This is a genomic window from Acidobacteriota bacterium, assembly GCA_030697165.1.
Classification (GTDB): Bacteria; Acidobacteriota; Vicinamibacteria; order Vicinamibacterales; family UBA2999; genus 12-FULL-67-14b.
This window is the reverse complement of the sequence record JAUYQQ010000010.1, coordinates 120,006-146,071: the sequence shown is the minus strand read 5'-3', so window position 1 is coordinate 146,071 and position 26,066 is coordinate 120,006. Positions and strand designations below refer to the sequence as shown.

At 66.5% G+C, this 26,066-nt stretch carries 24 protein-coding genes and 1 pseudogene; 7 read left to right on the top strand and 18 right to left on the bottom strand.

The window, feature by feature from the left end; all coding sequences use genetic code 11:
* Positions 1–175 precede the first annotated feature (175 nt).
* Positions 176–1,195 carry a 4Fe-4S binding protein gene (locus tag Q8T13_10880; GenBank protein ID MDP3718257.1) on the top strand — a complete coding sequence of 340 codons (1,020 nt, stop codon included), beginning with the start codon at positions 176–178 and terminating at the stop codon, positions 1,193–1,195.
* Positions 1,196–1,341: 146 nt separating this feature from the next.
* Here the strand turns inward: Q8T13_10880 and Q8T13_10875 are convergent, their stop codons facing one another.
* The gene (locus tag Q8T13_10875; GenBank protein ID MDP3718256.1) at positions 1,342–2,652 is read right to left on the bottom strand and encodes a VCBS repeat-containing protein; all 1,311 of its coding nucleotides are present in this window, start codon (positions 2,650–2,652) and stop codon (positions 1,342–1,344) included.
* A gap of 9 nt (positions 2,653–2,661) precedes the next feature.
* Positions 2,662–4,434, bottom strand: a complete 1,773-nt coding sequence (locus Q8T13_10870; protein ID MDP3718255.1) for a VCBS repeat-containing protein — start codon at positions 4,432–4,434, stop codon at positions 2,662–2,664.
* Positions 4,435–4,901: 467 nt separating this feature from the next.
* Between Q8T13_10870 and Q8T13_10865 the strand changes: the two are divergent.
* Positions 4,902–5,513: pseudogene (locus Q8T13_10865) on the top strand (class I SAM-dependent methyltransferase).
* A 25-nt stretch (positions 5,514–5,538) separates the two neighbouring features.
* Positions 5,539–6,090 (top strand): CIA30 family protein, encoded by a 552-nt coding sequence (locus Q8T13_10860; GenBank protein MDP3718254.1) that lies wholly within the window; start codon positions 5,539–5,541, stop codon positions 6,088–6,090.
* Between the two features lie 230 nt (positions 6,091–6,320).
* Here the strand turns inward: Q8T13_10860 and Q8T13_10855 are convergent, their stop codons facing one another.
* From Q8T13_10855 to Q8T13_10825, 7 genes are all read right to left on the bottom strand, one after another.
* The gene (locus Q8T13_10855) at positions 6,321–6,671 is read right to left on the bottom strand and encodes a cupin domain-containing protein (GenBank protein MDP3718253.1); all 351 of its coding nucleotides are present in this window, start codon (positions 6,669–6,671) and stop codon (positions 6,321–6,323) included.
* Between the two features lie 9 nt (positions 6,672–6,680).
* On the bottom strand, positions 6,681–7,301 hold the full coding sequence (locus tag Q8T13_10850; GenBank protein MDP3718252.1) for a class I SAM-dependent methyltransferase: 621 nt from the start codon (positions 7,299–7,301) through the stop codon (positions 6,681–6,683).
* Positions 7,302–7,326: 25 nt separating this feature from the next.
* Positions 7,327–7,650 carry a DUF411 domain-containing protein gene (locus Q8T13_10845; GenBank protein MDP3718251.1) on the bottom strand — a complete coding sequence of 108 codons (324 nt, stop codon included), beginning with the start codon at positions 7,648–7,650 and terminating at the stop codon, positions 7,327–7,329.
* A gap of 18 nt (positions 7,651–7,668) precedes the next feature.
* A complete protein-coding gene (locus Q8T13_10840; GenBank protein ID MDP3718250.1) occupies positions 7,669–7,812 on the bottom strand; it encodes a hypothetical protein in 144 nt (47 codons plus the stop codon).
* Between the two features lie 22 nt (positions 7,813–7,834).
* Complete coding sequence (locus Q8T13_10835) at positions 7,835–8,872, bottom strand: zinc-dependent alcohol dehydrogenase family protein (GenBank protein MDP3718249.1); 1,038 nt, start codon at positions 8,870–8,872, stop codon at positions 7,835–7,837.
* Positions 8,873–8,942: 70 nt separating this feature from the next.
* Positions 8,943–9,284, bottom strand: coding sequence for a hypothetical protein (locus Q8T13_10830; GenBank protein MDP3718248.1), 342 nt, complete (start codon positions 9,282–9,284; stop codon positions 8,943–8,945).
* A 66-nt stretch (positions 9,285–9,350) separates the two neighbouring features.
* Positions 9,351–9,908 (bottom strand): YIP1 family protein, encoded by a 558-nt coding sequence (locus tag Q8T13_10825; GenBank protein MDP3718247.1) that lies wholly within the window; start codon positions 9,906–9,908, stop codon positions 9,351–9,353.
* Between the two features lie 184 nt (positions 9,909–10,092).
* Between Q8T13_10825 and Q8T13_10820 the strand changes: the two genes are divergently transcribed.
* From Q8T13_10820 to Q8T13_10805, 4 genes are read left to right on the top strand one after another with little or no spacing between them, the layout of a single operon-like run.
* On the top strand, positions 10,093–11,532 hold the full coding sequence (locus Q8T13_10820) for a multicopper oxidase family protein (GenBank protein MDP3718246.1): 1,440 nt from the start codon (positions 10,093–10,095) through the stop codon (positions 11,530–11,532).
* A gap of 9 nt (positions 11,533–11,541) precedes the next feature.
* A complete protein-coding gene (locus Q8T13_10815; GenBank protein MDP3718245.1) occupies positions 11,542–12,264 on the top strand; it encodes an ABC transporter ATP-binding protein in 723 nt (240 codons plus the stop codon).
* On the top strand, positions 12,258–14,639 hold the full coding sequence (locus Q8T13_10810) for an ABC transporter permease (protein MDP3718244.1): 2,382 nt from the start codon (positions 12,258–12,260) through the stop codon (positions 14,637–14,639). The genes Q8T13_10815 and Q8T13_10810 overlap by 7 nt, the downstream gene beginning before the upstream one ends.
* A 10-nt stretch (positions 14,640–14,649) precedes the next feature.
* Positions 14,650–15,849 (top strand): efflux RND transporter periplasmic adaptor subunit, encoded by a 1,200-nt coding sequence (locus tag Q8T13_10805; protein MDP3718243.1) that lies wholly within the window; start codon positions 14,650–14,652, stop codon positions 15,847–15,849.
* Between the two features lie 17 nt (positions 15,850–15,866).
* Here the strand turns inward: Q8T13_10805 and Q8T13_10800 are convergent, their stop codons facing one another.
* The 9 genes from Q8T13_10800 to Q8T13_10760 all read right to left on the bottom strand — a co-directional run bounded on the left by Q8T13_10800 (position 15,867) and on the right by Q8T13_10760 (position 25,974).
* Positions 15,867–16,463 (bottom strand): hypothetical protein, encoded by a 597-nt coding sequence (locus tag Q8T13_10800; protein MDP3718242.1) that lies wholly within the window; start codon positions 16,461–16,463, stop codon positions 15,867–15,869.
* Positions 16,464–16,564: 101 nt separating this feature from the next.
* Positions 16,565–17,671: a hypothetical protein gene (locus Q8T13_10795; GenBank protein MDP3718241.1), complete on the bottom strand. Its 1,107-nt coding sequence runs from the start codon at positions 17,669–17,671 to the stop codon at positions 16,565–16,567.
* Positions 17,672–17,797: 126 nt separating this feature from the next.
* On the bottom strand, positions 17,798–18,736 hold the full coding sequence (locus Q8T13_10790; protein ID MDP3718240.1) for a universal stress protein: 939 nt from the start codon (positions 18,734–18,736) through the stop codon (positions 17,798–17,800).
* Between the two features lie 139 nt (positions 18,737–18,875).
* On the bottom strand, positions 18,876–21,287 hold the full coding sequence (locus Q8T13_10785; protein ID MDP3718239.1) for an MtrB/PioB family outer membrane beta-barrel protein: 2,412 nt from the start codon (positions 21,285–21,287) through the stop codon (positions 18,876–18,878).
* 13 nt (positions 21,288–21,300) lie between these two features.
* The gene (locus Q8T13_10780) at positions 21,301–22,281 is read right to left on the bottom strand and encodes a DmsE family decaheme c-type cytochrome (GenBank protein ID MDP3718238.1); all 981 of its coding nucleotides are present in this window, start codon (positions 22,279–22,281) and stop codon (positions 21,301–21,303) included.
* Between the two features lie 84 nt (positions 22,282–22,365).
* On the bottom strand, positions 22,366–23,766 hold the full coding sequence (locus Q8T13_10775) for a NapC/NirT family cytochrome c (GenBank protein MDP3718237.1): 1,401 nt from the start codon (positions 23,764–23,766) through the stop codon (positions 22,366–22,368).
* Positions 23,759–24,583, bottom strand: coding sequence for a cytochrome b/b6 domain-containing protein (locus tag Q8T13_10770; GenBank protein ID MDP3718236.1), 825 nt, complete (start codon positions 24,581–24,583; stop codon positions 23,759–23,761). The genes Q8T13_10775 and Q8T13_10770 overlap by 8 nt, the downstream gene beginning before the upstream one ends.
* Complete coding sequence (locus Q8T13_10765; GenBank protein MDP3718235.1) at positions 24,580–25,629, bottom strand: cytochrome c3 family protein; 1,050 nt, start codon at positions 25,627–25,629, stop codon at positions 24,580–24,582. The genes Q8T13_10770 and Q8T13_10765 overlap by 4 nt, the downstream gene beginning before the upstream one ends.
* 6 nt (positions 25,630–25,635) lie before the next feature.
* Positions 25,636–25,974 (bottom strand): cytochrome c, encoded by a 339-nt coding sequence (locus tag Q8T13_10760; protein MDP3718234.1) that lies wholly within the window; start codon positions 25,972–25,974, stop codon positions 25,636–25,638.
* Between the last annotated feature and the right edge of the window lie 92 nt (positions 25,975–26,066).

Here is a 26,066-nt window from a genome sequence, read left to right as displayed (position 1 = left end):
GGCATTGAAGTCTCCCTACCGAAGAACTTCAACGCAATCGAGATGCCAAAGAGAAAGCTCCCCGGCCCCTTCCGGCCCCGGACGTGCAGTCGCAAGCGGTGCTAGCCGTCGATATGACCGGTGTCATACGCCCGTCTCCAGGACCCCGGTATCGTGGTCGTGGAGTTGCGGCGGGATGGCCCGAGCCTACGACAAGCGTCCAATTGAACAGACGCTGCTGATCCGGCGCGCGGTGCAGATGGCGTTTCTGCTCCTGAATCTCTGGATCGGTGTGCGGTTCTACTTCTGGGTTCGTTTCTACGAAACCGGCGGGGCCACCGTCTACGTCCCGCGCCCGCCTGGGGTTGAGGGCTGGCTGCCGGTGGCCTCCCTGATGAACCTGAAGTACCTCCTGCTGACCGCCAGCGTTCCCGAGGTGCATCCGGCCGGCTTGTTCCTGCTGCTGGCGTTTCTGGCGATGTCGCTGGTGTTCCGCAAGGCGTTCTGCAGTTGGCTCTGCCCGATCGGCACGATCTCCGAATGGCTCTGGCAAGGTGGGCGCGAGATGTTCGGCCGCAACCTCGCGCTGCCGCGCTGGGCCGACCTGCCGCTGCGCAGCCTGAAGTACATCCTGCTGGCCCTCTTCGTCTATGCGGTCGTCACCATGCCGGTGCCCGAGCTGCGCGCGTTTCTCTCCAGCCCGTACGGGCTGGTCGCCGACGTGAAGATGCTCGACTTCTTCCGCGACGCCGGCCGGCTGACCATCCAGGTCTGCCTGGGCCTGGTCCTGCTGTCGGTGGTGACCAAGAATTTCTGGTGCCGCTACCTGTGCCCGTACGGCGCGCTGATGGGGCTGGTGTCGATGCTGAGCCCCACGCGCATCACGCGCGATCCGATCTCGTGCATCGATTGCGGCAAGTGCGCCACGGCGTGCCCCTCGTTGATCCCGGTGGATCAGCTGATGACCGTGCGCACGCCCGAGTGCAACGGCTGCCTGACCTGTGTGTCCGTGTGCCCGGTGAAGGACGCCCTGGAGATGCGGACGCTCGTGACCCGGCGCCGCGTCACCGCCCCGCGGATCGCCATTGGGGTTGCGGCGATCTTCCTGGCGCTGGTCGGCTACGCCAGGGTCGCGGGTCACTGGCACGGGAACACGCCCGAGCACGTGTTCTTCCAGTTGATCCCGAACGCCGCCTCCTTCGCACACCCGCGATGAGCTCACCGCCACTCAATCAGGTTCGGTTGGTCCGTGAGGCGTCGTACCTTCGGCTTGCCGATCGTCTCGCGCTGGCGGCGCGGTGCTGGCACCGCTCAAGTGGGCACGACGAGTTTCGGCAGCACCCACACCTGGCGCCGGTAGCTTTAGTTGAAGGTCAGCCGGCGCGTGTCGCTCACGGTGCGGGCGATGTACCCCTGGCTGCAACCACCGTAGATGAGGTGATAGGTAAGCGGATCAGCGGTCGGCAGAAAGTACGCTTCCGTCAGGTCGCAACGCGGGAACGACTGAATCGCATCGGTCCACCGCGCTTGCCGGAACCGGCCGCTCCCGTCGTTCAACCACACCGCATCGGCCGGCCGGCCCGGGTCAGAGAAGGACGTATAAACCTTGCCCAGCGGCGCCAGGTCGAGGCTGCCGTCGAAGTCCAGGTCGATCGCCACAACGCGCTGGCTGTAGTCGTTGCCGTTGTAGGCCGCCGTGGCCGGAAACGCGTCGCGCTTCTCGACCAGTCCCCCACTGCGGTCGCCGCGGTACATCGCAAAGCGCGCCTCCGACAGCGTCGGCTCGCCCTTGCTGTTCACTTTGACCACGTCCGCCAGACCGTCGCCGGTGAAATCGGCCGTGACGGTGGTTCGCCAGAACCGGTAGCCTTCCAGCTCGACGACGCTTTCGGCGAGCGGCCGCGCCGTCCCCAACCCATTTGGACCGCTCAGGAAGAACTGCGTCCCGCCGGCAATGTCCGCGTAGCCATTGCCGTCGAAGTCGGCGGTCGCGGTCGCACCGAAGCCGCGGTCCCCGGCGCGCGATAGCGTGTGCGTCTGGACGAAGCGCGAGTTCATATCCCACGTCAATACGAACGCGGCGTCATGCCCTTTGTCGCTGTACCACGACATCATTGCAATCGAGGCGCGACCCGAGCGATCGATGTCGCCGGCGCTGCAGCCCCAGCTCGAGGTGACCAGGCGTGGAAACCCATCGGTGAGACGCAGCTTGCCGCCGCGATTGAGCAACACCTCGTTCTGCGCCCCTCGCATGCCATCGGTGAGCGCGGACCCTTGGGGCGGGTTGGGGCCCACGTTGCGGCCACGGTCGCAGATCATGATGTCGGCGGCACCGTCGGCGTCGAAGTCGCCAGTGGCCAGCGTCGCGTTCCAGGAGGTCGGCGGCGTCTCGAAGAAGTCCGCGGAGCGATCGACCACGCGCTCGTCCACGACGCCCAGGACGAACAATGGGGTCTTTGAGGTCAGCTGGTTGAACTTTGCCCCGTCCATCGTCGCGACGACGAGCTCGGACGAACCATCGTGATCGAGGTCGGCGGTGACGGCGTTCCACAGCGCGTACGGCGTGGGCCAACGGAAGTCGGCTTGCTGTTGCTGTGTCAAGAGTGGCGTCGGCACCGAGGCAACGAGGCCGGTGCCGACCGCCACGGAGATGAGGAATGGTCTCGGTTTCATGACGCGAAGCTATTGACTGAGGTTGACGTCGCCGTCGGCAAACCGTGCGATCTGCACGCGGATCAACCGATCGGTCCCGCCGCTTCCCTGGGCGGGCCGAATGGTGGCGTGGTCGCCATCGCGACCGATCGTCCAGTTCGCTTGCGGCCCCGGATACACCGCGACGTTGCTGCCAAGTCCGCCGTCGATCACGCAGTCCGGATCCGTGACTGCGCGATGAATCGTATCGTTGCCGGCGAAGGTCCGGATGCGGCGGCTGTTGTTCCGGGTCGCCACGGTGAGATCTCGCCGAAAATCGGTCGTCAGGTTGACCTGCAGCGGGACGTTCACGAACGCTCGGGCAGGTTTTCCGTCAATGGTCGTCCGGAGGACCGCGAGGAAATTGACCGCGCCGTTCGGGGTGCGATAGGGAAGGTACTGCGGGGTGAATCCGGGGCCGATGCTGGATCCTGGCACGCGGGCGCTCGCAAACGGCGCGATTTGCGTTCGCATCGCGCGAAACTCATCATGCATTGCCGTGTAGAGGCGCCCGGTACCGTCGTTGACGAGGATATATTGCCCCTGCTTGGCTTCGTCGTCGGCGACCTGAGGCACCTGGACCGACGCCAAGAACAAGGTCTCGATGCCGCTGCCGTCGACATCAATCAGCTTGGCACTGTAGTCGAGGTTTGACAGCTTGCTGAACTCGGGCGCGAGCGAATCGGTGTCGTCCGCGAACAGCATGTTGCCGCGATTGAGCATCAACTGCAGGGCGCCGCGCTGGAAACCGACGCCCGACCGCCAAATGGACGCGAGGGCGATGATGTCGAGCAGGCCATCCTGATTGAGGTCGGCGCTCAACAGCCTGGGCGTATGGGTCTTCGAGTAAGGGTCCCACTGGCTGGCGAACGACGCGTATTCGGGCTTGTCGTTGAAGTACGGCTTCGGCAGCGCGACATAGGGCAGTGTCGGGTTCTGGTTGTTGAACTTGTACGCCCAGTTGAGTCCTGGATTGGTGACTGAATAACTGCGTCCGATACCGGAGTTCGAATCGCCCGCGACGATCCACAGGTCGCTGTTATTGGTGAAGTGTCCCACCAGCACCGCCATGCCGCCGACGTCGCCCACGTTCGTGGTAGAGAATCCCGATCCCGTCCAGTGGTAGACGACGTTGTAGCCGGCGCCACGTCCGTTGTTGCCGCTGCCGCCGAACGAGCGCGCCACGGCACGGGTCGAGCCGTCCACGGTGTAAAGGCTCGTGTGATGGGCCATCACGGAGTCGGGCAGCGTCAGCTTCCGCAGGCCGTCGCCCTGCGAAACGTAGGCGACGCTCGGCTTGGCAATGAACGGGCTCTCGTTGTGGGCAGGCAGTAGGACATCGTCTCGTCCATCACCGTTGAAATCGGCCACCAGCACATCACCGACGCCGAACGTCGTCGGGTCGCCGAACAGCCTGGTGGTGGCGTCCTGCAGCGTGCCGTCGGCTTGCTGCTCGAAAATCATCGCGCGGGTCGGGGTCACGTCGGGGAGCGTCGACTCGAAGGAGCCGTTGTAGGCCCACCCGGCCAGCACCAGGCCTTCACGTTGGTCCGACCCGAGTTTCATCGCGCTCCAGAATGGGCCGATGATGGTGGCGGTCGTATCGAGCGGTACCCAGGTCCCGGCGAAAGTCAGGCGACTGGTGATGTTGGCCGTGGCCCAGAAGCGGATGTCGGTACCGGGCAGCGCGGGCGACTGTGCATGGGGCACGGCAGCCACGACAAGCAGGGCGATCGCAAGACGGCAGAGCGGTGAACGACTCATAGGCGATGAGACGGACAGAACCGAGAGATTACTGCATTTCACTGCGTCGGACAGTCCTGCTGCAGAAAAGTGCAGATCCGCTTACTTCTCGTGGTTAGTCAAAATCCACGAATCTGCGGATTCTTTTAGGAACCATAGGGTCACAGGTTCCGAACCTCGCCGCGACGCCTCCCGGTTTGGTGACAGAGCCGCCCGAGGAACCCGCCACGTGCCCCCGAAATTCTGAGCGTGACCCGGCGCCTTGCGCCGACGTCCCCCAGAGAACGGCGCCGTCCAGGGTCGAACAACAGGAGAAGGCGCCAACGCCGCCGCCCGCGGCCGCTGCCACCACCGAGCTGCCACCGGCGCTGGTCGGCTACGCCAGGGTCGCGGGTCACTGGCACGGGAACACGCCCGAGCACGTGTTCTTCCAGTTGATCCCGAACGCCTCGTCGTTCTCACACCCGCGATAAACTGGACGCATCACCATGGAACGCAAGGCACATTGGGATCGCGTCTACACCACGAAGCAATCCGACGAGGTCAGCTGGTATCAACCTGAGCCGACCATCGCGCTGCAGTTGTTGGAGCGAACGGGGTTGGCCGCCGGCACGTGAGTCATCGACATTGGGGGCGGGGATTCCTGCCTCGTGGATCGGCTGGTTGCCCGTGGCCTGCGCTGCGTCACGGTGCTCGACGTCTCCGGAGCCGCGCTCGCGCGAGCGGCGGCGAGGCTCGGCCGATTGGCCGATCACGTGAACTGGATCGAGGCCGACGTCACGTCGCCGTGGACGGCGGCGCCGGTCGAGATCTGGCACGACCGTGCCGTCTTTCACTTCCTGACTGAAGCCGGGGACCGCGCCCGATACGTTGCTCACGTGCACGACCTGGTGCAATCCGGGGGAAGTGTGATCATCGGCACGTTCGCGCCCGATGGTCCGGAGCGCTGCAGCGGTCTGCCGGTGTGTCGTTATGACGCGGCCGGGATCAGCGCCGAACTCGGCCCGGGGTTCTCCCTGGTCGACACGGTGGCCGAGGCTCACCGCACGCCGACTGGTGCGATCCAGAACTTCAATTACAGTCGGTTCGTTCGCGCGTAGTAACGGACTGGGGCCGGGATCACGCATGACAGGCGACACGCCGAGAAGAACTGAGGACCTGACGCTTGCCGCGCTGTTTGAGTTTTCGGCGCCCGGCGCGGCCGCCGCATGGCAGACCGTCAACGACGGTGTGATGGGCGGCGTGTCAGACGGTCGATTCCGGATCACCGACCGCCAGACGCTGGAGTTCTACGGCACCCTGTCACTGGAGAATAACGGTGGCTTCGCCTCGGTGCGTTCCCAGCCGGCAGCGCTGGGACTGCAGGCCGGCGACACGCTGGTGGCCCGCGTCCGTGGCGACGGACGGGAGTATCGTTTCAACCTCTACACGTCCGGGCGGATGAAGGCCTTCTCATACCGGGCGCCCCTGAAGACCCGCGCGGCAGAATGGATCGAGGTGCGCGCGCCGCTCGACTCGTTCGAGGCCACCTCGTTCGGCCAGGTCCAGCGCGGGATGGGCCCGGTCGATCCCCAAAGCGTCACCGCGGTAGGGTTCCTTCTGGCCGAGAACACACCCGGTCCGTTCGCGCTCGAGGTGGCCTGGATCACGGTGCTGCGCGCCCCGGCTTCACCGTAGTCAGCGCCTGGGTATCCCTCAGTCCGGCTCGATCCGCAGGTTACTCCTGATCGGATCGCTCATCGTCCCGCGCCGGCCGGCGCGGTGCTGGCACAGCTCAAGTGGGCACGCCAAATTTCGGCAACACCCACACTTGAAGGGCCACCCAGATCACGAGAAACGCCGCCATGCCGATCCAGTTATCCATCGCTACCACCGCCTGCAAATGCCAGGCCGACCCACAGGCCCGACTAGGTCGTGGGTTTCGGCTCCCGCAGCATGATCAGCAACATGCGCGAGGCGACGGCCGCCTCAACCGCGTGCGGCACGTTGGCGGGCATGCGGACGATGGTGCCGGGCGTCGCGGTGACGGCCGTGCCGCCAATGGTGAGCGCCAGCTCGCCGTCGAGCACCATCACGAGCGCATCGTACGGCGTCGTGTGCTCGGTCAGCCCCTGTCCTCGATCAAACGCAAACAGCGTCAGGTTGCCGCCGCCGTTTTTTGCCAGCACGCGGCTGGCTATGCCGCCGTCGGTGAACGCGATGAGGCTCTCGAGCGGCAGCGCTTCGGAAGCCGGAATAGTGCCTGGTGTCGTCGTCATTTGAGTTCCTTATGCAAGGCGGAAGGCGCCTTCGTAGATGACCGGGCCGCCCGTTCGCAGGCCCGGCGCCGGTCGATTGAGTTCACGAACGGGCCGCGCCGGATCCGGTTCGAAGCCGGCGGCGCCCAGTTCATCCGCCAGTTGCGCCTCGGTCAGGAAGCACTGGGGCGCGCCGGAGAACTGGGTGAACACGAACGTCTCGCCGGCCACTGGCTCCGCGTCGGCGGCCAGGGTGTGGCGCGAGAAGGTGAAAAGGAACAACGCGGCGCCCGGCCGCGCGACGCGAGCGGCTTCGCGCACCGCGCCGCGGAACTCGGCGCCCGAGCGCGCGAGATTCCAGATGCCGTGCGCGACGATGAAGTCGACCGACGCGCCCTGGATGGGCAACGCCGCCATCTCGGCGTTGGCGAGGTGAAGATGGTGACCGCCCTCGCGTGCCGCTGCTGCGCGCAACATCGGCTGTGAAGAATCGGTGCCGGCGACGCGCCACCCAAGGCGCGCCAAGGGCACCGCGTTACGGCCCGCGCCGCAGCCAATGTCGAGCAGGCGCGCCGTACGGGCGCCGCCCAGCCGGGCGGCGGCGTAGTCAATCAGCGTGAGATTCGGAGATGCCGTCGCGAAGCCCGCCACGGTGGCGGGCTCGCTCCAGCCGCTGCTAGTGTTTCGCGAAGACGTACTTCTTGCCGTCCTTCGTGAACGCCATCACGTTGTACGACTCCTTCATGCCGCCCTGCTCCATACCGGGCGATCCCATCGGCATGCCCGGCACCGAGATGCCGGCAATGGCCGGCTTCTCTTTCAGCAACCGCTTGATGTCTTCGGCTGGGACGTGGCCGATGATGGCGTAGCCACCAATCGTCGCCACGTGGCACGAGGACAACTCGTCGGTCATGCCGGCCTGCTTGCCGACCGCTTGCACCTGGGGGTCACTGACGTCCTTGGCTTCCACCTGGAAGCCTTGCGCCTGGAGATGTTTCATCCAGGCGGTGCAGCACCCTCAAGTCGGGGACTTGTACACCACGACCGAGGTCGGCGTGGCGGTCTTCGCTGTCGCGGACGGCTTCTGCTGAGCTAGCGCGACGAGGCTGAAGCCTGCCACCACCAGTCCCACCATGGCTGCCGCCGTGTATTTGATTCGCATTGCTCGATGCTACCCCAATCCTCTAGGCGGTGAGAATCACCTTCAGCGCCCGCTCGGCCGCCGCGTTTCCGAACGTGTCGTAAGCCTTCATGATGTCGGCCAGCGCGAACCGGTGCGTCACCAGCTGGGCCGGCTGCAATTTGCCCGATTTCACCAGTTTTAGCAGCATCGGGATGGCCGCCGTGTCGACCAGGCGCGTGGTAATCGCGATATTGCGATCCCAGAGTTTCTCGAGATGTAACTCGACCGGCTTGCCATGCACGCCGACGTTGGCCAGGCGTCCGCCGGCCGCCAGAATCGACTGGCAGATGTCGAACGTGGCCGGAATGCCCACCGCCTCGATCGCGACGTCCACGCCGGCGCCCTCGGTCAGCGCCATGATGCGCGCGACGGCCGTCCCGTCGCTGCTGTTGATCAGCGTGGTGGCACCGAACTGCTTGGCCACCTGCAGCCGGTTGTCGTCCACATCGACCATCATGATCGTTGTCGGCGAGAAGAACTGCGCCGTCAACAACGCCGCCAGGCCAATCGGACCCGCGCCGACGATGGCGACGGTGTCGCCCGGTTTGACCTGGCCGTTCAACACGCCGCACTCGAGGCCGGTCGGCAGGATGTCGCTCAGCATGACCGCGGCTTCGTCCGGGATCTCCGCCGGCAGGTGATAGAGGCTGGTGTTGGCGTGCGGCGTGCGGACGTACTCTGCCTGCGTGCCGTCGATGGTATTGCCGAGCACCCACCCGCCGGTCGTGCAGTGCGAGTACATGCCCTTGCGGCACGACTCGCAGATGCCGCACGCGCTGACGCACGAGACGAGGACGCGATCGCCCTTCTTGAACGCCGACACCTGGGCGCCGACCTCGTCGACGATGCCGACGCCTTCATGCCCGAGAATGCGCCCGGGCGTCACGCTCGGCACATCGCCCTTCAAGATGTGGAGGTCGGTGCCGCAGATGGTTGAGGTGGTGATGCGAACGATCGCATCGCCCGGTTCGTGAATGACCGGCCGGGGCGCCGGCTGCCACGCCCGCTGGCCTGGTCCGCCGTAGACCAGGGCGTTCATGGTGCTGCCGTTCTTGCCGGACGTGATTGGATCGATGACGACTGTGACTTTTTGCAAGACTTGCCTCCAACTACTTTCGGCCGGTCACCAGGGCCGGCACTTGATCGCTGCCATACAAAACGTATGTGAACGTGCCGTGCAACCAGGCTTCGCCCGCTGCGTCGTCGTGCTTGGTGACGATTGATTCGCCATGCACGTGCGCGTAGCAGCCGCCGAGCCGCGTCACCTCCGCCGTCACCCGGTCGGTGGCATTGGCCATCAGTTGCCGGTAGCAGACATCCCACAGGTCGTCGCGATGGGCCAGCGTTCCAGGCACGCGATCGCTGTTCGCCGCCACCGTGTGCTCGGCCATCACCGCCGCGTCAAGCGGCGGGAGGTCGCGGTGCCAGAAGACGACTTGTGACGATGGCATGTGGCGGCCCTTTTCTGACGACCAACCGCACAAGAAATCTGTGCTAATCGGTATTTAATCTGTGGCCTAGCTGACCGGACGCGCGAACAGCAGGCCAGCGACGGCGACCATTCCAAATGCCACCAGGCCGGCCGCCACGCACACGGCCACCGCCCTGCCCATGCTGCGATAATCAAGCGCCTGCCTCACGGCGAGCACGGTCGCGGCCACCATCCAGAGCGTGGCCAGCGCCACGACAAAGGGCGCGACCGCCCGCATGGCGCCAAAGGCCAGGAAGACACCTGGCGCGGCGGCAAACCCCATGGTGCGCAACAACTCCGCCGGCCGGCTGCTGGTGGTGGGTTCCGGCACGACCAGCGTGCCGATGGTCGTAATCAGGAGCGCCCACACCACCCACGCGCCGAGCGTCGCGGTCAGGCCGGCGATGAACATGGTGACGTTCAACTGCGAGCTGCCGGCGACCGCGAGGCCGCCCGCCAGGCACGTCAGCAACACCACAAGTGCGGCCTGGCCGCCCGCCGTGCGGTCTGCCTCGACGTCTTCAAATGTCGCCGGATCCAGCGCCAACGCGCCCATGAAGCGCCTGACGAACTGCGTCGTGGTTCCGCTTGCGGATTGCGTCATGGTGGCCATGTCGAACTCCCTGCCCGGATCAGGGAGCACAGACCATGCCAGTGCCACCGGCGCGCCGGGCGAGAAGATCCTCGAACGGGCCGGGGATATTCCCCCGCTCGGCGAAGAATTCCACGCGGAATCCGCCCATTTCCGGCGATTATCAAGGGACTGTATTTTGCAGTCTTCGCTGCCCATGGTCATGCTGAGCTTGCTCGTCTTGTGTCTCTTGCTGCCCTCGTCGTCGGCGGCGCAGCCCATGGCGCCTCCCGGCTGGGACGCGGGCCTCAAGCTCAAGGAATCGATCGATACCAATCCCGACCCGAAGGTGGTGGAGATCACCCTGACGGCCCGGCTGGCCGAGGTCGAGGTGGCACCGGGCAAACGGGTGCAGGCGTGGACCTACGACGGCGGGTTACCCGGGCCGCTCATCAAGACGCGCGTCGGCGACCGGCTGATCGTGCACTTCAAGAACGAACTGCAGGAGCCGACCACGGTGCACTGGCACGGCGTGCGTGTGCCGATCGAGATGGACGGCGTCCCCGGCATCTCGCAGCCGGAGGTCAAGCAGGGCGAGTCGTTCATCTACGACTTCATCGTGCGCGACGCGGGGCTGTACTGGTATCACCCGCACGTCATGTCCGCGGCGCAGGTCGGCTTCGGCCTCTATGGCGCGCTGCTCGTCGAGGATCCCGATGATGGCGTCGGTGTCGCCGACCAGGTGACGATCGTGCTGAGCGACATCGGCTTCGACGCCAAGGGCAAGCTCGAACCCTGGGACAGCGGCGGCTCGGCCGGCATGGTGTTCGGCCGCGAGGGCGACTACGTGCTCGTGAACGGCCGCACCCGCCCGGTGCTCGGCGCCCGTCCCGGCGCCCCGCAACGCTGGCGCATCGTCAACGCCGCCAAGAGCCGGTTCTTCTATCTCGATCTCGACGGCCAGATGTTCACGGTCATTGGCGCCGACGGCGGGCTGCAGGAGCACTCGGTGACGACCGACATCCTGCTGGTCACGCCCGGCGAACGGGTTGACGTGATCGTCGCGCCGAAAGGCACGGCCGGCACGCCGCTGACCTTGCGCGCGATGCTCTACAACCGCGGCTACGGCAGCGTGCAGTATCGCGGCGTCGAAGACGTGCTGACGATCGAGTTCACGAAGGAGCCGGCCGTGACCGCGCCGCCGGTGCGCGTGAGTCGTGCGCTGCCGGTGCCAACGGTCGAAGGCGCGACGCCAGTGGAGATGGTGCTGACGCTGCCGCCGATGGAAAACGGCAAGTCCGAGTTCCGCATCAACGGCGTGCCCTTCTGGAAGGCGGAGCCCTTCCGGGCCAGGCTCGGGGAAACGCAGCTCTGGACCGTCAAGAACGACAGCGACTGGGACCACCCGTACCATCTTCACGGATATTTCTTCCAGGTCATCGACGACCAGGGCCAGCCGGTGCGGCCGCTGGCGCTGAAGGACACGGTCAACGTGCCGATGAAGACGACGGTGCGGCTGCTGGTCACGTTCGACGAGCGGCCGGGGGAGTGGATGATCCACTGCCACATCCTCGATCACGCCGAGGGCGGGCTCATGGGGACGGTCCTGGTCGGCGACGTAAAAGCATCGGACCACGTGCACACAAAGAAGCAATAATCGGCTGCCATGGGCGAGACCCTTGCTTCCGCGCCGGTCTTCACCGCCCGCGGCATCACCAAGGTCTATCCCATGGGTGAGATCGAGGTGCATGCGCTACGCGGCGTGGACTTCGACCTGTTCCCGGCCGAGTTCGTGGTCCTGCTCGGTCCCTCGGGCAGCGGCAAGTCCACGCTGCTCAACATTCTCGGCGGCCTCGACATCCCGACCGCCGGCCACGTGGTCTACAAGGATCACGACCTGACGAAGGCGGGCGAGGCGGCGCTGACGGAGTATCGCCGCGAGCACGTCGGCTTCGTGTTCCAGTTCTACAACCTCATTCCCAGCCTGACTGCGCGCGAAAACGTCGCGTTGGTGACCGAGATTACCGAGCATCCGATGACCCCCGAGGAAGCGCTGGCGCTCGTCGGGCTCGGGCACCGGCTGGATCACTTTCCGGCGCAGCTGTCTGGGGGCGAGCAGCAACGCGTGGCCATTGCCCGCGCCATCGCCAAGCGGCCCGACGTGCTGTTGTGCGATGAACCGACCGGGGCCCTCGACATCACGACCGGCGTCGTCGTGCTCGAGGCGATTGAGCGCGTCAACCGCGAGCTCGGCACCGCCACCGTCGTCATCACCCACAACGCCGCTATTGCGGGCATGGCGCACCGCGTCGTGCGGCTCGCCGACGGCAACATCGCCGGCGTCAGCCGCAACCAGTCGCGGCGATCGGCGAAGGACATCCAGTGGTAGGCCGCCTGCCAATCGCCGCGCTCGATCGCAAGCTGCTGCGCGACCTGTGGGAGATGCGCAGCCAGGCCCTCGCGATCGGCGCCGTCATGGCCGCCGGCGTGGTGATGTTCGTCACCTACCTGTCGAACTTCGATTCCCTGCAACGGACGGTTGACACTTACTACGAGCGGCAGCGGTTTGCCGATGTCTTCGCCATGCTGAAGCGGGCGCCGACCAGCCTCGAGTCGGACCTGCGGGCGATCCCCGGCGTCGCCGTTCTCGACACCCGCGTCGTCGCGGACGTGACGCTCGACGTGCCGGGCCTGCTCGAGCCGGCGACCGGCCGGCTGATCTCGGTGCCGTCGCGCGGACGGCCGCTGCTGAACGATGTGTTCCTGCGGTCGGGGCGCTGGCCCGAGCCCGGGCGGCCCGACGAGGTGCTGGCGAGCGAGGTTTTCACCGAGGCCAACGGCATGTTGCCGGGCGACCAGATCACCGCCATCATCAACAGCCGCCGCCGCCGGCTGACCATCGTCGGCGTGGCGCTGTCGCCCGAGTACGTCTTCAGCATCCGTCCCGGCGAGATGATCCCCGACAACCGGCGTTTCGCGCTGCTGTGGATGGAGCGGCGCGCGCTGGCGAGCGCGTTCGACATGGAGGGCGGCTTCAACGACGTCAGCCTGCGGCTGATGCCGGGCGCCTCGGCCGACGAAGCCATTGCCGGCCTCGACCGTGCGCTCGAGCCGTTCGGCGGTCTCGGCGCGGTGCCGCGGCGGCTGCAGCAATCGGCGTGGACGCTCGACAACGAGCTGGCGCAGTTGAGCACGTTCGGGTTCATCATCCCGGCGATCTTCCTGGCCGTCGCGGCGTTCGTGCTCAACGTGGCGCTGGCGCGAGCGCTGGCGCTGCAGCGGCCGCAACTGGCCGCGCTCAAGGCGCTCGGCTACTCGAACGGCCAGCTGGCGTGGCACTACTTCAAATGGGCGCTCGTCATCGCGCTGCTTGGGGCCGTGACCGGCGTGGTCGTCGGCGCGTGGCTGGGCGCGCAGATGATCGAGTTGTACAACCTGTATTTCCGCTTCCCGTCGCTCGACTACCGGCTGTCGGCCGAAGTGGCGCTGGCCGCCCTGGCCCTGGCGCTCGTCTCGGCGGTGATTGGTTCGGTGTCGGCGGTGAGGCGTGCGGTGAAGATCCCGCCGGCCGAGGCCATGCGGCCCGAGTCGCCGGCCCGCTATCGCGCCAGCGTGCTTGAGACGCCGCGGGTCCAGCGCCTGCTGCCGCAGGGCGCCCGCATGGTGCTGCGCACCCTCGAGCGTCAGCCCATGCGCGCGTTCGCGTCGGTGATCGGGATTGCGTTCGGCGGCGCCATCCTGCTGATCGGCTTTGGCTTCATCGATGCCATCGAGGTGTTGATCGAGCGGCAGTTCAACGACGGCATGCGGCAGGACGTGACCGTGAGCTTCGTCGAGCCGCGGTCGTCAGCGGCGATGCATGCCGTGGCGGGCATGCCCGGCGTGATGTCGGTCGAACCGTTGCGGATGGTGCCGGCGCGGCTGCGGGCCGGCACGCGCTCGCGGACGGTCGCGCTGACCGGCCTCGACCCCGCCGCCGACCTCAACCGGGTCGTTGATCAGCGAGGGCGGCCGCGGACGCTGCCTCCGGAAGGCCTGGTGCTGTCGCTGATGCTGGCGACGGTGCTGGACCTCGCGCCCGGCGACCTGGTGCAGGTGGAAGTGCTCGAGGGACGCCGGCCGGTGCGGCAGGTGCGGGTGGCCGGCGTCATCGACGACATCATGGGGCTGCAGGCCTACCTGGACATCGCCTCGCTCGGGCGGCTGATGCGCGAGGGCGGCACGGTGTCGGGCGCCTATCTGCAGGTTGACCCGGCGCAGCTCGAGCCGCTCTACGCAAAGCTGAAGTTAACGCCGGCGGTGGCCGGGGTCGCGATTCGCGAGACGGCGCTGCGCAACTTCCGCGAGGTGATGGCGCAGAACATGAACCTGACCATCGGCATCAACGTGATCTTCGCCGCCATCATCGCGGTGGGCGTCGTCTACAACGCGGCCCGCATCTCGCTGTCGGAACGGGAGCGCGAGCTGGCCAGCCTGCGCGTGCTCGGGTTCACGCGCGGCGAGATCTCGTCGATCCTGCTCGGCGAGCTGGCGATTCTGGTGCTGGTGTCGCTGCCGTGCGGCACGCTGATCGGCTACGGGCTCGGCCTGTTCATCATGAGCATGTTCCAGAACGAGGTCTTCCGCATTCCGTTCATCGTCACCCCGGCCACGGTGGCGTGGGGATGGCTGATCATCATCGGTGCGGCGGCGCTGTCGGCGCTGGCCGTGCGGCGCCGGCTGGATCGGCTGGATCTGGTCGCGGTCTTGAAGTCGAGGGAGTAAGGTGATCGCCATGACCCGTTATTGGCGCTGGTTGCTGGTCGTGCTGGCCGTCGGCGCCGTAGTCGCGATCGCGTTGTGGCCGGCGCCGGTGCCGGTCGATGTCATGCCCAGCACGCGCGGCCCGCTGGCCGTCACCGTGGACGACGAGGGCGAGACGCGCGTCCGGCATCGCTACGTGGTGTCGGCGCCGCTGACCGGCCGGGTGCTGCGCAGCGAGCTCGAGGCCGGCGATCCGGTGGTGCGCGGCACCACGGTGGTGGCACGGGTTCGCGCCGAAGCGCCGGCGTTGATGGACGCGCGCAGCCGCGCCGAGGCCGACGCGGCGGTGGCCGTCGCGCGGGCCGCCCTGGGCCGCGCCGAGGCCGACCTGCGCCGAGCCACGGCTGCCGTGGGACTGGCGCGCGCCGACCTCAGGCGTCAGCGCGACCTGGGTGCCGCGCAGCTGACGACCCAGCAGGCCGTGGACGCGGCAGAAACCAACGCCAGCGGAGCCGAAGAGGCCGTGCGCGCGGCCGAGTTCGCCGTCGCCGGCGCCCGGTCGCAGTTCGACCAGGCCACCGCCCGGCTGATGACGCCGACCCTGGAAGCGAGCGGCCGGATCCTGACGCTCACGGCCCCGGCCGACGGCGTGGTGCTGAAGCGCCTGCGCGAGAGCGAGAGCGTGGTCGCGGCCGGCGAGCCGCTGCTCGAGATCGGCAACCCCGCGGCCGACCTCGAAATCGTGTCCGACCTGTTATCGACCGACGCCGTGAGGGTAAAGCCCGGGGCGAAGGTCCGCGTGGAGCAGTGGGGCGGCGATCGCGTGCTGGCGGCGACGGTGCGGCGGGTCGAGCCGTCGGGCTTCACGAAGATCTCAGCCCTCGGTGTCGAAGAGCAGCGGGTCAACGTGGTGATGGACTTCGATGACCCGGCCGAAGCCTGGAACGCACTCGGCGACGGCTACCGCGTGGAAGTGCGGATCGTGATCTGGGAGGCGGCCGACGTGGTGAAGGTGCCGACCAGCGCGCTGGTGCGCCAGGGCGACCGGTGGGCGGTGTTCGTGGTTGACGGTAATCGGATTCGCCGCGTGACGGTGGCGGTCGGCCAGCGCAACGCCGAAGAAGCCGAGATTCAATCTGGCCTCGCGGCGGGCGCACAGGTGGTGGTCCACCCCAACGACCGGGTGGTGGACGAGGCGCTGGTGGAAGTGCGCGCGTCACGCGAGTCGTGACCCGCGAGCCGCGCTGATCAGCGGATGGGCGTGCAGCGAATCGCCGACGGGATCCGATCGAGCATCATGTTGGCTCGCGTGTCGTAGAGGATCAGGTCGCGATCGAGAAACCGGTACTGGACATCGTCCGGCAGTGTCGGCAGCACGCCCAGCACGCTCGGCGGGACCGTCGAAAGCGATGAGTTCCGCGGGTACGGCGCGTTGGGGCGGAACGGGATGTTGCCGGGATTGTCCTCGAGGATGGCCGCGCAGATGCCGGGCTTCGTCACCCCCATCAGCAGTTGCTTGAACGCCGAATTGATCGCCGGCGTGAAGATGTCGCCCTGTCTGGCGCGCTCGCGCGCCAGCCGGATGCGCCTGGCCAGCGCTTCCTCGGCGCGCCGGATCTCGTTGTTGTTGGCGGTCACAACCAGTCCGGGCAGCCCGTCCTCGAGCGTCCGTCGCAACTCGGCGTAGGCGGTAATACGCGCGCTGAACTCGGCGACGATCAGTTCGTCGGCGGCCGCCGACGGTTTTGCGGACGGTGGCGTCTGGACGTTCTGTGCCATGGCCACCGACGCCAGCAACGCGCAGGGCAGGAGAGCCGCGAAGGCGAGTCGCAGGTTCAGTCTCACGTCATCTCCATTGTCGGTGATCTCCGGGCCTCTTGCTGTGCTTCATTGCACGTCGCATTGCACGCCACCGTGTAGCATCCGGCTTTAGCCGGATAAGGCCACTAGCGCGGCGGTAGGTTCATGGTCACGTCCTGGAGTTCGAACTCGCCATAGATGAACTCCCCTTCGGGCAACAACCATCTCCCTTCGCCGTAGGCGGCCAGCGTCAGGGGCCCGAAGGCGCGGTGGTCGCGCACCGGCGTCGAGAAACGAAGCGGCGTGAACGTCCTGCCATCGGGCGACGACCGGGTTCGATCGTCCGAGACGAAGTTGCTCAGCCAGCCGTCCGCGTCAAACAACAGCTCGGCCGAGATCGTCTGGCCGGCGTTGGTAAAGCGCGCTCGCGCCGAGTGCCCATCAATCGGCTCCCATGTGATCCCGGGTCCGACGAGCGTCCCAGGTGCCAGCAGGCACATGTCGTTGAACAGCGTCACCGTCTCGGCGCGATCCATCTCTGGGCCGCGCGCATCAACCATCGAGATGGCACCAATCAATTTCACCTGCATCGTGGCATGGCCACTGGTCAGCCGATGAAAGACATCGACCGGCAAACCAAACATTCGCGCCCGCATGTGGAACAGCCGGGTCGGTGGGTCTGCGAAACTCTGTTGGTCGGCCTCGAATGGCATCCACGCGGCACCTGGCGCGCTCCGGATGCGACCGGTGAAGCGGAGGCGGTAGTTCTGGACGCGCGGCTGGCCGACGACACCCGCCAGGCGCAGGTAGCGCTGCACCGGCGCGGGCAGCGGCGCCAGGTCGGTGTCGGTGACGATGGCCGAAGCAGTGATGCGCGCCAGGCCTTCGGCGGCGTCGCGCTCGAACTGCGCCTGGAAGCTGCGCGGCCCGGCAGTGAACCAGCTGTGAGCCACCACCAGCAGCAACACGATGTTGGCGAGGGTGCCCGCCCACGCGTCACGCCAGGCCGTCAGGATGACGGCCTGCGACAACAGGATCGCTATCGCCCCAGCCATCCAGGTGTGACGCGAGCCGATGGCCAGCATGGCGGCGGTCGCGATCACCAGTCCGCCGGCCAGCAGCCACGCCACGCCCATCGCGCGGGAGATGGGCTGGCCCAGTTGCGGCAGTTCAGCAAAGCCAAACGCCTTCGCGAACCCCATCGCGTGAATGAGTCCGTGTAGCGCCAACACGCCGACGACCAGCCATCGCATGCAGTTGCAGACAGCAATCGACGTACCTGGCGGCCGTCAGGAAGTTGGACGGACTCCATGCGCCCCGCGCGAGCGGCGAGACTGCTGCTGGGGGCTTTTTCAGGGCGTGGTGCTGAAATTTACCACCTACGAACGCCGTGGATGCACGATCAACACCGGGCACGTGGCGTGGCGAATGACGTCCTGGACGTTCGAACCGAACACGGCGCGGCTGACGGCGTTGCGTCCGTGCACCCCCATCACAATCAGGTCGACCTTCCTGGCGGCCGCCATGCGCAGCACCTCGCGCGACGCCTTGCCTTCGACCACCGTCGTCTCCACGGTGCAGTAGTCGCGCACCGCGAATGGGATCAGGGCTTCGAGGCGAAGCAGTTGCGATGCTTCGGTCCGGGTCCGCAAGTCCTCGATGTCGTAGTCGTACGAGGCGGGTGGCTCCCGCAGCTCGAGCGGCACTTCGATGGCGTTCAGGATGGTGACGTGCGCGCCGGCCTCGGCGCCGAGCGACAACGCGTAGCCGAGGGCGTCGCGGGCGCTTTCGGAGAAGTCCACCGCGCACAGGATGCGGTCGAACTCGACGTTGCCGGGCGGCACGGCGTGGTCCGTGCCGTGCGGCACGATCAGCACGGGGCAGGGTGCCAGCCGGAGCACCCGTTCGGCGACCGATCCCAGCACCAGCCGCGTCAGCCCGCCGTGACCGTGGTTGCCCATGACCACCAGGTCGGCCGGCCAGGTCAGCGCCTGGTCCAGGATCTCGGCGGTAACGCTCGGCGACTCGGCGACGGCCATGTCGGCCGCGGCCGCGACACCGGCGGCGGTGGCGAGCTGGCGCATGTGCCCGGCAATCTTGTCGCGGTCTCCGGGCGCCAGCGTGAACGCCTTGGGCGGACTCTCCAGAGGTGGCAGGATGCCGACCGGCGGCGCCAGCACGAACACGTGAAGGGCTCGCAAGTGCGCGCCGTACCACCGCGCAATCGCCGCGGCGTGGTGCAGCGCCCGGTGCGATGGTTCCGAAAAGTCGATCGGGCAGAGGATGCGCGAGATGTCGACGGGGGTTGGTAACGACACGGTGGCTCCCGCCGAGGGTGAAGCAATCGCCGTGCCCGCGCCCAGGTCAGGCTCAAAGGATCGCGTGGTTGCCGGACGGTCCGTACAAAAAAACAGGGCGGCTGACGAGCCGCCCTGAAAAGTCGTGGAGGAGACGAAGCTAGAAGCGGTAGAGCACGCGCGCAAACACCCGGTGCCCCTCGTAGGGCCGGTTGCCGTAGCCGGTCATCAAGCCGCCCAGCCAGTCGATGCGCGGCACGCCGGTGGCCTCGTAGAAGCCCACCGGACCGTTAGAGTCGATGGTGTTGAAGTCGGTGATGCTCAACTTGTCGTAGGAGTAGCCGATGCCGGCGCCGATGGCGGAGGTCAGGAAATATTTCAAGTCGACCGACAGGCGCTGCCATTCGTTGACGACGTTCGGCAGCGGGATGAACGAGTTGGCGGCGATCAGCGCGGGGATGCGCGGCCCACCGTAGTTAAAGGCGTTGTCCGAATCGTTCATCTCGTAGCTGAAGCGGAGGTCCGCCTTGGCGTTGGCCAGTCCGGTCAGGTCGAGGTAAGTGATCAGCGTGTTCACGACCTCGTTGTTGTCGAGCGTCCAATTGCGCGCCGGGTCGGTCCAGCTCGCGTCGGGCGGCGGGTTGGCGTTGCGCGCTCGCTGCAGGGCGTCGAACTGGTCGCGTCCATAGCTGATGCCGAAGTGCACGGTGTCGTTCGGGTTGATGTTGACGCCCCCAACGAGCGCCTTGATGTCCTGGCTCAACAGGCCGAACTGCTCGCGGCCTGCCGGAATGGAGTCGTCGCCCAGGAACTCGTCCTCAGTCGTTGACCATTGCACGAAGACATCGAACATCGGCACCGGGTTGATGCTGAACGTGATCGTCGCGCGGGTCCGGTCCCGGTCGGCCTCGTCGTAGTAGCGCAGGCCAGGCTGCGTGCCCGCCGGTCCCGACTCGTAGTCGAGGCCGCTCAGGATGTAGCCATCGCCGCGGCGCTGCCCCGCGTCGTAGGTGGCCCTGATGGTGGCCGTCGTGAACAGGGTGGCGTCATACGCGAGCCGGAACGTGTTCTCGGAGACATCGCTGAAGCCGCGGCCATGCCGGTCGAACTTCTCGTTGGCGACGCCGACTTTGAGAGAGCCCATGTCACGCAGCCCGAAGGTGGCATTGGCATCGAAGTTCTTCCGGGTAATCTGGAAGTACTCCGAGTAGCCCTCGACAAACGGCGTCAGCGGATCATCGGAGAGGCCGCGCACGGCGCCGTCGAAGGTCACGTACTGCCGGCCGTCGAAGTGGGGGGTGTTGTTGTTGTGGTCGTTGTAGCGATAACGCGCCTGGAGGGTCAGGTAACTCGTCGGCCGGCTGTTGAAGTTGACGAGCGCATTGAGGCTGTTCACCTCGGCCTGCGCCGAGGCCCGCGGCAGGTCACGAAAGACGGGATACGTGGCCAGCACCGCCGGGTTGTTGATCGACGTGTTGAGCGACCAGGGCAGCAGGGACTCGTTCTGCCGCATGTAGGCCAGCTGCACGTTGCCGTTGATCGTGGTCCGTGGCAACAGCTTGTACATCCCGGTCGCGCCGAACGAGTTGAGCGTGTTGCTCGGCCACAAGGCGGTCTGCCCGAACGCCGGGCCATTGCCGTTGCTGTAGGCGCTTGGGTCGAAGGGGCCGCGCGGCGGTTCCAGGCCGTTGTTGAAGTCGGTGGCCCGAATCGGGTTGTCCCACGTCAGCGTCTGCTCGTTGTTCTCGAAGTAGCTGCCCCAGTAATCCAGGCGGAACATGCCTTTGGCGTTGACCCACTCGGTGCCCGCCTTCAGCTCGTTGTTGCGCTGGTCGATCGGCGCCGCCAGGTGGTTCACGTTATTGAACGCGAACGAGGCCGCCCAGGGCATCGAGCCTTTGCGGCCGGTGGACGAGAACTCGAGGTTGAGGCCCAAGGCCGGAGTCGCGGCATAGTCGAGACTGACGGCGGTGATGCTGCGCAGCACCTCCATGTCGTCCGGCTGCAACAACTGGTTGTAGATCGACCGGTTGTTCCTGGCGGCCGCGGCGGTGGTCGCGTTGCAGGAGGTCGGCCCCGAGCCCGGGGCGCAGGGCACGCCGACCGCGTTACCGTCGGCCGGCGCGTTGGTCGGTCCCTGGATGCCCTGGCGCACGGCCGCATCCAGCGTGAACCGGCCATTGCCCTGGTTGGTCCACGCCAGCGGCGCGTCGTACAGGTAGTTCATGGGGACCTGGTCAAACAGTCCGCTGATTGAGACCTTCCCGTTGGTGTAAGCGGCCGAATAGCGCTGGTCGCGATAGCCGACGTTGGAAGCACCGGCCGCGAAGCGGTAGGTATCGGCGTCCTTCTTCATCTCGAAGAACGTCGTGGCTCCCGGGCGCAGGTCGCTGTAACGCTCGAAGCGCGCTTCGTCGCCATCGGTGCTGCCGCCGCGGAGGCCGACGTCGAGCAGGCCCACGGTGGGCACGCCGGCGGGGGGAAGGGGCAGGGACGGCGGGGCCTGGGCCAGCGCCGAGTGGGCGGTGGCCAGCAGCAGCGCCGCACAGATTGTCAAAGTTCGGTTGCGCATCACATGCCTCCAATCACCGCAGGAAGAACTTGCCGTTCGGATGGTTCGACCCGTGAACCTGCTGGTGGCAGTTCGCGCAGGACTTGCCGTAAATCTTGTTGGCATTCTGCGAGTTGTTCAGGGTAAAGCCCTCGTAAACGGTTGGAGGATGCCGCGAGGTCACGTGACACCGCTGGCAGAGGAACGGCTGCTTGGCGACGAGCATCCGGTCGTTGTTGCTGCCGTGCGAGTCGTGGCAGGTGGTGCAGCTGTCGGCGACCGGCGCGTGCTCCCACAGGAACGGTCCGCGCTTCTCGGTGTGGCAACTGGTGCAGCTCTGGTCGATCGTGGTGCCCACCTTGAGCAGTTTCACATTCACCGAGCCGTGCACGTTGTGGCACGAGGCGCAGGTCATCTTGCCCTCGCGAACCGGCATGTGGTTGAAGCGCTGCTGCTTGTTGGTGACGTTCTGGTGGCACTTGGCGCAAGTGAGCTGCTCGGTCTTGGCCCGCATCAGCACCGGGCCCTTGGCCGAGTGGATGCTGTGGCAGTCGATGCACTTGACGTTGCGGTTTTCGTGCTGGCTGCCTTCCCAGAGGGCATGCTCGCCCCGGCTGTGGCAGGTCTGGCACTGTTGATTGGACTGGCTCGCCGAGACCTTGGCCAACAGGATGGGCTTGATCTTCTCCGGGTCGCTGACATGCGCCTCGCCCGGGCCGTGGCACGACTCGCAGCCTTGTTGCGCCGCCGGCGTGCCCGGGTTGGCCTTGAACCCGTGCTTGGTCCCCGCTACGTTCTGGTCGTAGCCCTCGTGGCAGGTGGCACAGGTGTCGGCGCCGACATACCCGGCTGGCGGCGTGGCCGGCGCCTGCGACTGCTGCGGCTCGGCCGCGGGCGCCTCCACGGCACTCGGCTCGGCCGGAACCGCCGTTGGGGGCGACGCGACGCCGCTTGCCACGAACACCGCGCCCCACAGGCCGGCAGCTAAAACCAAGACGTATCTGGTGATCGACATACAAAGTCCTCCGGACTCAACCGGTGCTGAAACTTTCCCGCCGATGGGGGAATATCCCACCGGTTCGTACCTGACTTGTCTTACTCAGGACACTTCATGGCAGGTCGAGCAATCCTGTGAAATCACCTTGCCATCTCGAGTCTTGTGCTCGTCGTTATGACACCGGAAACAGCCCGGAAACTCCATGTGGCCCTTGTTGTCCGGATGGGTCCCAAACGTCACCTTCATCGCCGGGAACACGTTGCGGCTGTGCAAGGTCTGTACCCCCTTCACGGCGCGCTCGATATCGGCCTGGCGCGAGGTCCACAGCGCCGGATAGCCGTCGCGATAAAACGCACTCACCCGGTTGGCGATCTCCCGATCGGCCGTGGCGCGGTCAGGGTAGGGCACGGTCAGCGCCGCTACCGCCTCGCGCTTCGCAAACGGCAGATCCTTGGCAATGGCACCGGACGCCATGGCCTCGTTGACCGCCCGATCGGCCGACCGGGCAAAGGCGTGACTCGGACGATTGTGGCAGTCAACGCAGTCCATGCGCCGGCGCTCGCCGACGGCGAGTTGCGCCTCGGTGACGCCCTCGCTGTAGTACTCGCGCGTCTCGCCGTCCGCAGTCGTCAGCTTGACGTAGCCAATGTTCTGCCGCTCGCGGTCGAGGGCAATGTACTCGACGACGTTCTCTTCGGCGACGTGCCAGTGGATGCCGCCCGGCCGGCCGGTGCCGTCAATCCCGCCGATGCGCAGCCGCAGCGTCGTGATCGACTCGGTGTTCGCCTCGTCGTCGGCGAACTCGTGCCTGGTCTCGATCTTGTCGCCGTGGAACTGGGCCGGCCAGTGGCACTCGGCGCAGGTTTCGCGGGCCGGGCGCAGGTCGTGCACCGGTGACGGAATCGGCCGGCTGTGCGTGTTCAACATCACCGCGAACACCTGGCGGGTGCCCGACAGCTTCGATTTGGCAAACCAGCCGGCGCCCGACCCGATGTGACACGACACGCACTTGACGCGCGCGTGCGGGCCATTCTGGTAGGCGACATACTCCGGCTCCATCACCTCGTGGCAGGTCGCGCCGCAGAACTCCACCGAGTCCATCGCCTCGACGCCTTTGTAGGCCGCGGCCGAAAGAATCAGCAGGTTGACCGGTGTCAGCACGGCGATCCCAAACAGAATCGCGCGCGTGTGGGAATTGTTGAGGTCGATCCGTGGCCACTCCCGCAAACTTGGCGCGAGCCCCGCCAGCCGCCGCCGCCGTTCCCGCCAGACGCCGAGCGGAATCATCAGCAGGCCGAGCACGGCCAGGGCCGGCAGCGTGATGAAGAACACGATGCCGAGATACGGGTTCTCGTGGGCGATCACGCCGCTCAGCTCGATCAGGAAGAAGGCGAGGAACAGCAGCACCGAGATGGTCGTCAGCACCGCGCCGGCGATCGTGATCGGATTGCGAAGCACGCCCACCGGCGAGGCGGGTTCGGCTGGCGGCAACGTCTCACTCATTGAAGGTCCCCACAAGGATTAACACCAGCAACACCAGGCCCAGGATCACCGCCGCGGTGCCGACGACCCGGCCGGCCTGCGACAACCAGCCCGGCGCCGGCGGCGCCGACAGCGCCTCGAGCGTGCCATCCTTGGCCATCCGCTCGTACTCCGCGGGCCGTTCGCTCAGCAGCTCTTCCTCGGTGACCTGCCCGGTGAACATCACCATGTCCATCGGGAACTTCTCGGGCCGGAAGTGACTGTTGAAGAAATGGATCGTGAAAATAAAGCCCGTCGCCAGCAGTGCTTCCTCACCGTGAATAATCACGGCCACGTTGAAGATCCAGCCCGGGAAGAACCCGCTAAAGAACTCCGGGAACCACAGCAGCAGGCCCGAGCCACCGATGATCACCATCCCCCAGAACACCGCCCAGTAGTCGAACTTCTCCCAGTACGTGAAGCGGTCGAAGTGCGGTCGCTCCGCTTTGCCAACGAACCACTTGACGTGCTGCCACAACTGCGCGGCATCACGCGGCTGCGGGACCATCGAGGTCGGCCCCCACAACAGACCTGGTTCCTTGCGCCGGGTGAGCCGCCAAACTAACTCGGCGAGATGACCCGCGAACAGCACCAGCAGCGTCACCGCGAAGATTCTGTGCAGGATGCCGGCGACTTCGATGCCGCCGAGGCCGCGCGACAGCACGCCCGCCCACGGGCGGTCGCTGAACATCAGCGGCAGGCCGGTAGTCGCCAGGCCGAGAAAGCTGGTGAACAGGACCAGGTGCATCGCCCGCTGGTAAGGCTGGAAGCGGACAACATGGCGTTCGCCGGGCGTCATGACGCCGAGTCCTCTCTGGCCGCCGCGGCCGCGCGCCGCTTCTGCCGCGCCCGGTACGACCGCGGGAACCAGAGCAGCGTGTGCACTCCGAAGAACGCAAACACACCGAGCAACAGGCCTTGCATGGACCGATAGGTCCAGTAGACCGGCGCGCTGCGGGTCGAATCATTCTTGTCGGCATGCGGGTCGTACTTCACGAACGACTCGCTCGCCTGGGGATGGCAGCTGCGGCAGGTGGCGACGAGATTCTGCGGCGCGATGGTCGAGGCCGGATTGCTGGCCGGCAGGACGCCGTGATAGTCGTGGCAACTGCTGCAGGTCGCCGTGCGCGTCGACCCGAGCGTGGTCTTCTGGCCGTGGAAGTTGTCGCGGTACGACGAGACCCGCTCCAGATGGCACGTGCCGCACTCGGCGATCACCGAGAGGCGCCAGGCATCGGCGTCGCTGCGCTGGATCCGATGCGCGGTGTGACAGTCCGAACAGACCGCCGCCGCCGACTGATTGGGCCCGAGCGGTTGGGCGTGAACGCTCGTCGCGTACAGCGGCGCGATGCCCTCGTGGCATGTCGTGCAGGTGCCGGCGATCTTGGCGCGATGGACCTTGCTTTCAGGGTTAGAAGGACCCTGGATGTCGTGCGTGCCATGACAGGTGCCGCAGCGTGGCGCGACCGCCAGGCCGCTCCTCGAAACGGCCAGGCCGTGCACGCTATCCTCGTAGTTACGACCTTCCCCGTCGTGGCAGGTGGAACAGGTCGCGGGCTGAAGCTTCTCGGGGTGCGGCCACTCCGTGGTCTTGGCCAGATCGGCGTGGCAACTGACGCAGGTGAGCGGGCCATGCACGGACTTGGCGACGGCGTCCACCGCGACGGCGATACTGGAGCCGTTGGCGCGGGTGGCCGAACTGTCCTCGTGACAGGCCAGGCAATCTTCGTTAGCAGGCGGCGCCGGGGCTTGCCCTTCGGCTGGCGCCTGGGCTGCGGCTGGTGCCGCGGCTGCCATCAGGCAGACCGCCAGAACACCAACCGCAAACACGACCCGGGTCGACATGAGCGCTTACTTGGTGAGCGACTTCATGTAGGCGACGACCGCATCCAAGTCGGCCTTCTCCAGCTTGGGATACGCCCGCATCGGTGGCTTGGCGGTCGACTTTGCCTTCTTGGCCGCTTCGACCGGGTCGACCATCCACTCGCGGATCTGGTCGGCCGTCAGCTTGGTGCCCACGCCGTCAAGCGGAAACTTCTTGTTGCCAACGCCCGCGATGGAGTGGCACATCGAGCACTTCTGAGCCGCGTAGACCTTGGCTCCCGCTTCTGCCTGCGCGTAAGCCGGCCCCGCCGACACGACCAACGCGCCGCCGAGAAACATCAGGGTCAGTGAGCAGAACCGAAACATAAGGCCTCCGAAAAGTCAGTTTGTTTAGTCGCGTTCCCAATCCTGGGGAAAGTCGGCCGCGATTGCTGTTCAATAACGGACATATTCAGTCC

Excerpts from the sequence above, each read along its gene's own strand:
- Q8T13_10880 (MDP3718257.1), top strand. The coding sequence starts at position 176 with ATGGCCCGAGCCTACGACAAGCGTCCAATTGAACAGACGCTGCTGATC.
- Q8T13_10875 (MDP3718256.1), bottom strand. The coding sequence starts at position 2,652 with ATGAAACCGAGACCATTCCTCATCTCCGTGGCGGTCGGCACCGGCCTC.
- Q8T13_10870 (MDP3718255.1), bottom strand. The coding sequence starts at position 4,434 with ATGAGTCGTTCACCGCTCTGCCGTCTTGCGATCGCCCTGCTTGTCGTG.
- Q8T13_10860 (MDP3718254.1), top strand. The coding sequence starts at position 5,539 with ATGACAGGCGACACGCCGAGAAGAACTGAGGACCTGACGCTTGCCGCG.
- Q8T13_10855 (MDP3718253.1), bottom strand. The coding sequence starts at position 6,671 with ATGACGACGACACCAGGCACTATTCCGGCTTCCGAAGCGCTGCCGCTC.
- Q8T13_10845 (MDP3718251.1), bottom strand. The coding sequence starts at position 7,650 with ATGAAACATCTCCAGGCGCAAGGCTTCCAGGTGGAAGCCAAGGACGTC.
- Q8T13_10840 (MDP3718250.1), bottom strand. The coding sequence starts at position 7,812 with ATGCGAATCAAATACACGGCGGCAGCCATGGTGGGACTGGTGGTGGCA.
- Q8T13_10835 (MDP3718249.1), bottom strand. The coding sequence starts at position 8,872 with ATGAACGCCCTGGTCTACGGCGGACCAGGCCAGCGGGCGTGGCAGCCG.
- Q8T13_10830 (MDP3718248.1), bottom strand. The coding sequence starts at position 9,284 with ATGCCATCGTCACAAGTCGTCTTCTGGCACCGCGACCTCCCGCCGCTT.
- Q8T13_10825 (MDP3718247.1), bottom strand. The coding sequence starts at position 9,908 with ATGACGCAATCCGCAAGCGGAACCACGACGCAGTTCGTCAGGCGCTTC.
- Q8T13_10820 (MDP3718246.1), top strand. The coding sequence starts at position 10,093 with ATGGTCATGCTGAGCTTGCTCGTCTTGTGTCTCTTGCTGCCCTCGTCG.
- Q8T13_10815 (MDP3718245.1), top strand. The coding sequence starts at position 11,542 with ATGGGCGAGACCCTTGCTTCCGCGCCGGTCTTCACCGCCCGCGGCATC.
- Q8T13_10805 (MDP3718243.1), top strand. The coding sequence starts at position 14,650 with ATGACCCGTTATTGGCGCTGGTTGCTGGTCGTGCTGGCCGTCGGCGCC.
- Q8T13_10795 (MDP3718241.1), bottom strand. The coding sequence starts at position 17,671 with ATGCGATGGCTGGTCGTCGGCGTGTTGGCGCTACACGGACTCATTCAC.
- Q8T13_10785 (MDP3718239.1), bottom strand. The coding sequence starts at position 21,287 with ATGCGCAACCGAACTTTGACAATCTGTGCGGCGCTGCTGCTGGCCACC.
- Q8T13_10780 (MDP3718238.1), bottom strand. The coding sequence starts at position 22,281 with ATGTCGATCACCAGATACGTCTTGGTTTTAGCTGCCGGCCTGTGGGGC.
- Q8T13_10775 (MDP3718237.1), bottom strand. The coding sequence starts at position 23,766 with ATGAGTGAGACGTTGCCGCCAGCCGAACCCGCCTCGCCGGTGGGCGTG.
- Q8T13_10770 (MDP3718236.1), bottom strand. The coding sequence starts at position 24,583 with ATGACGCCCGGCGAACGCCATGTTGTCCGCTTCCAGCCTTACCAGCGG.
- Q8T13_10765 (MDP3718235.1), bottom strand. The coding sequence starts at position 25,629 with ATGTCGACCCGGGTCGTGTTTGCGGTTGGTGTTCTGGCGGTCTGCCTG.
- Q8T13_10760 (MDP3718234.1), bottom strand. The coding sequence starts at position 25,974 with ATGTTTCGGTTCTGCTCACTGACCCTGATGTTTCTCGGCGGCGCGTTG.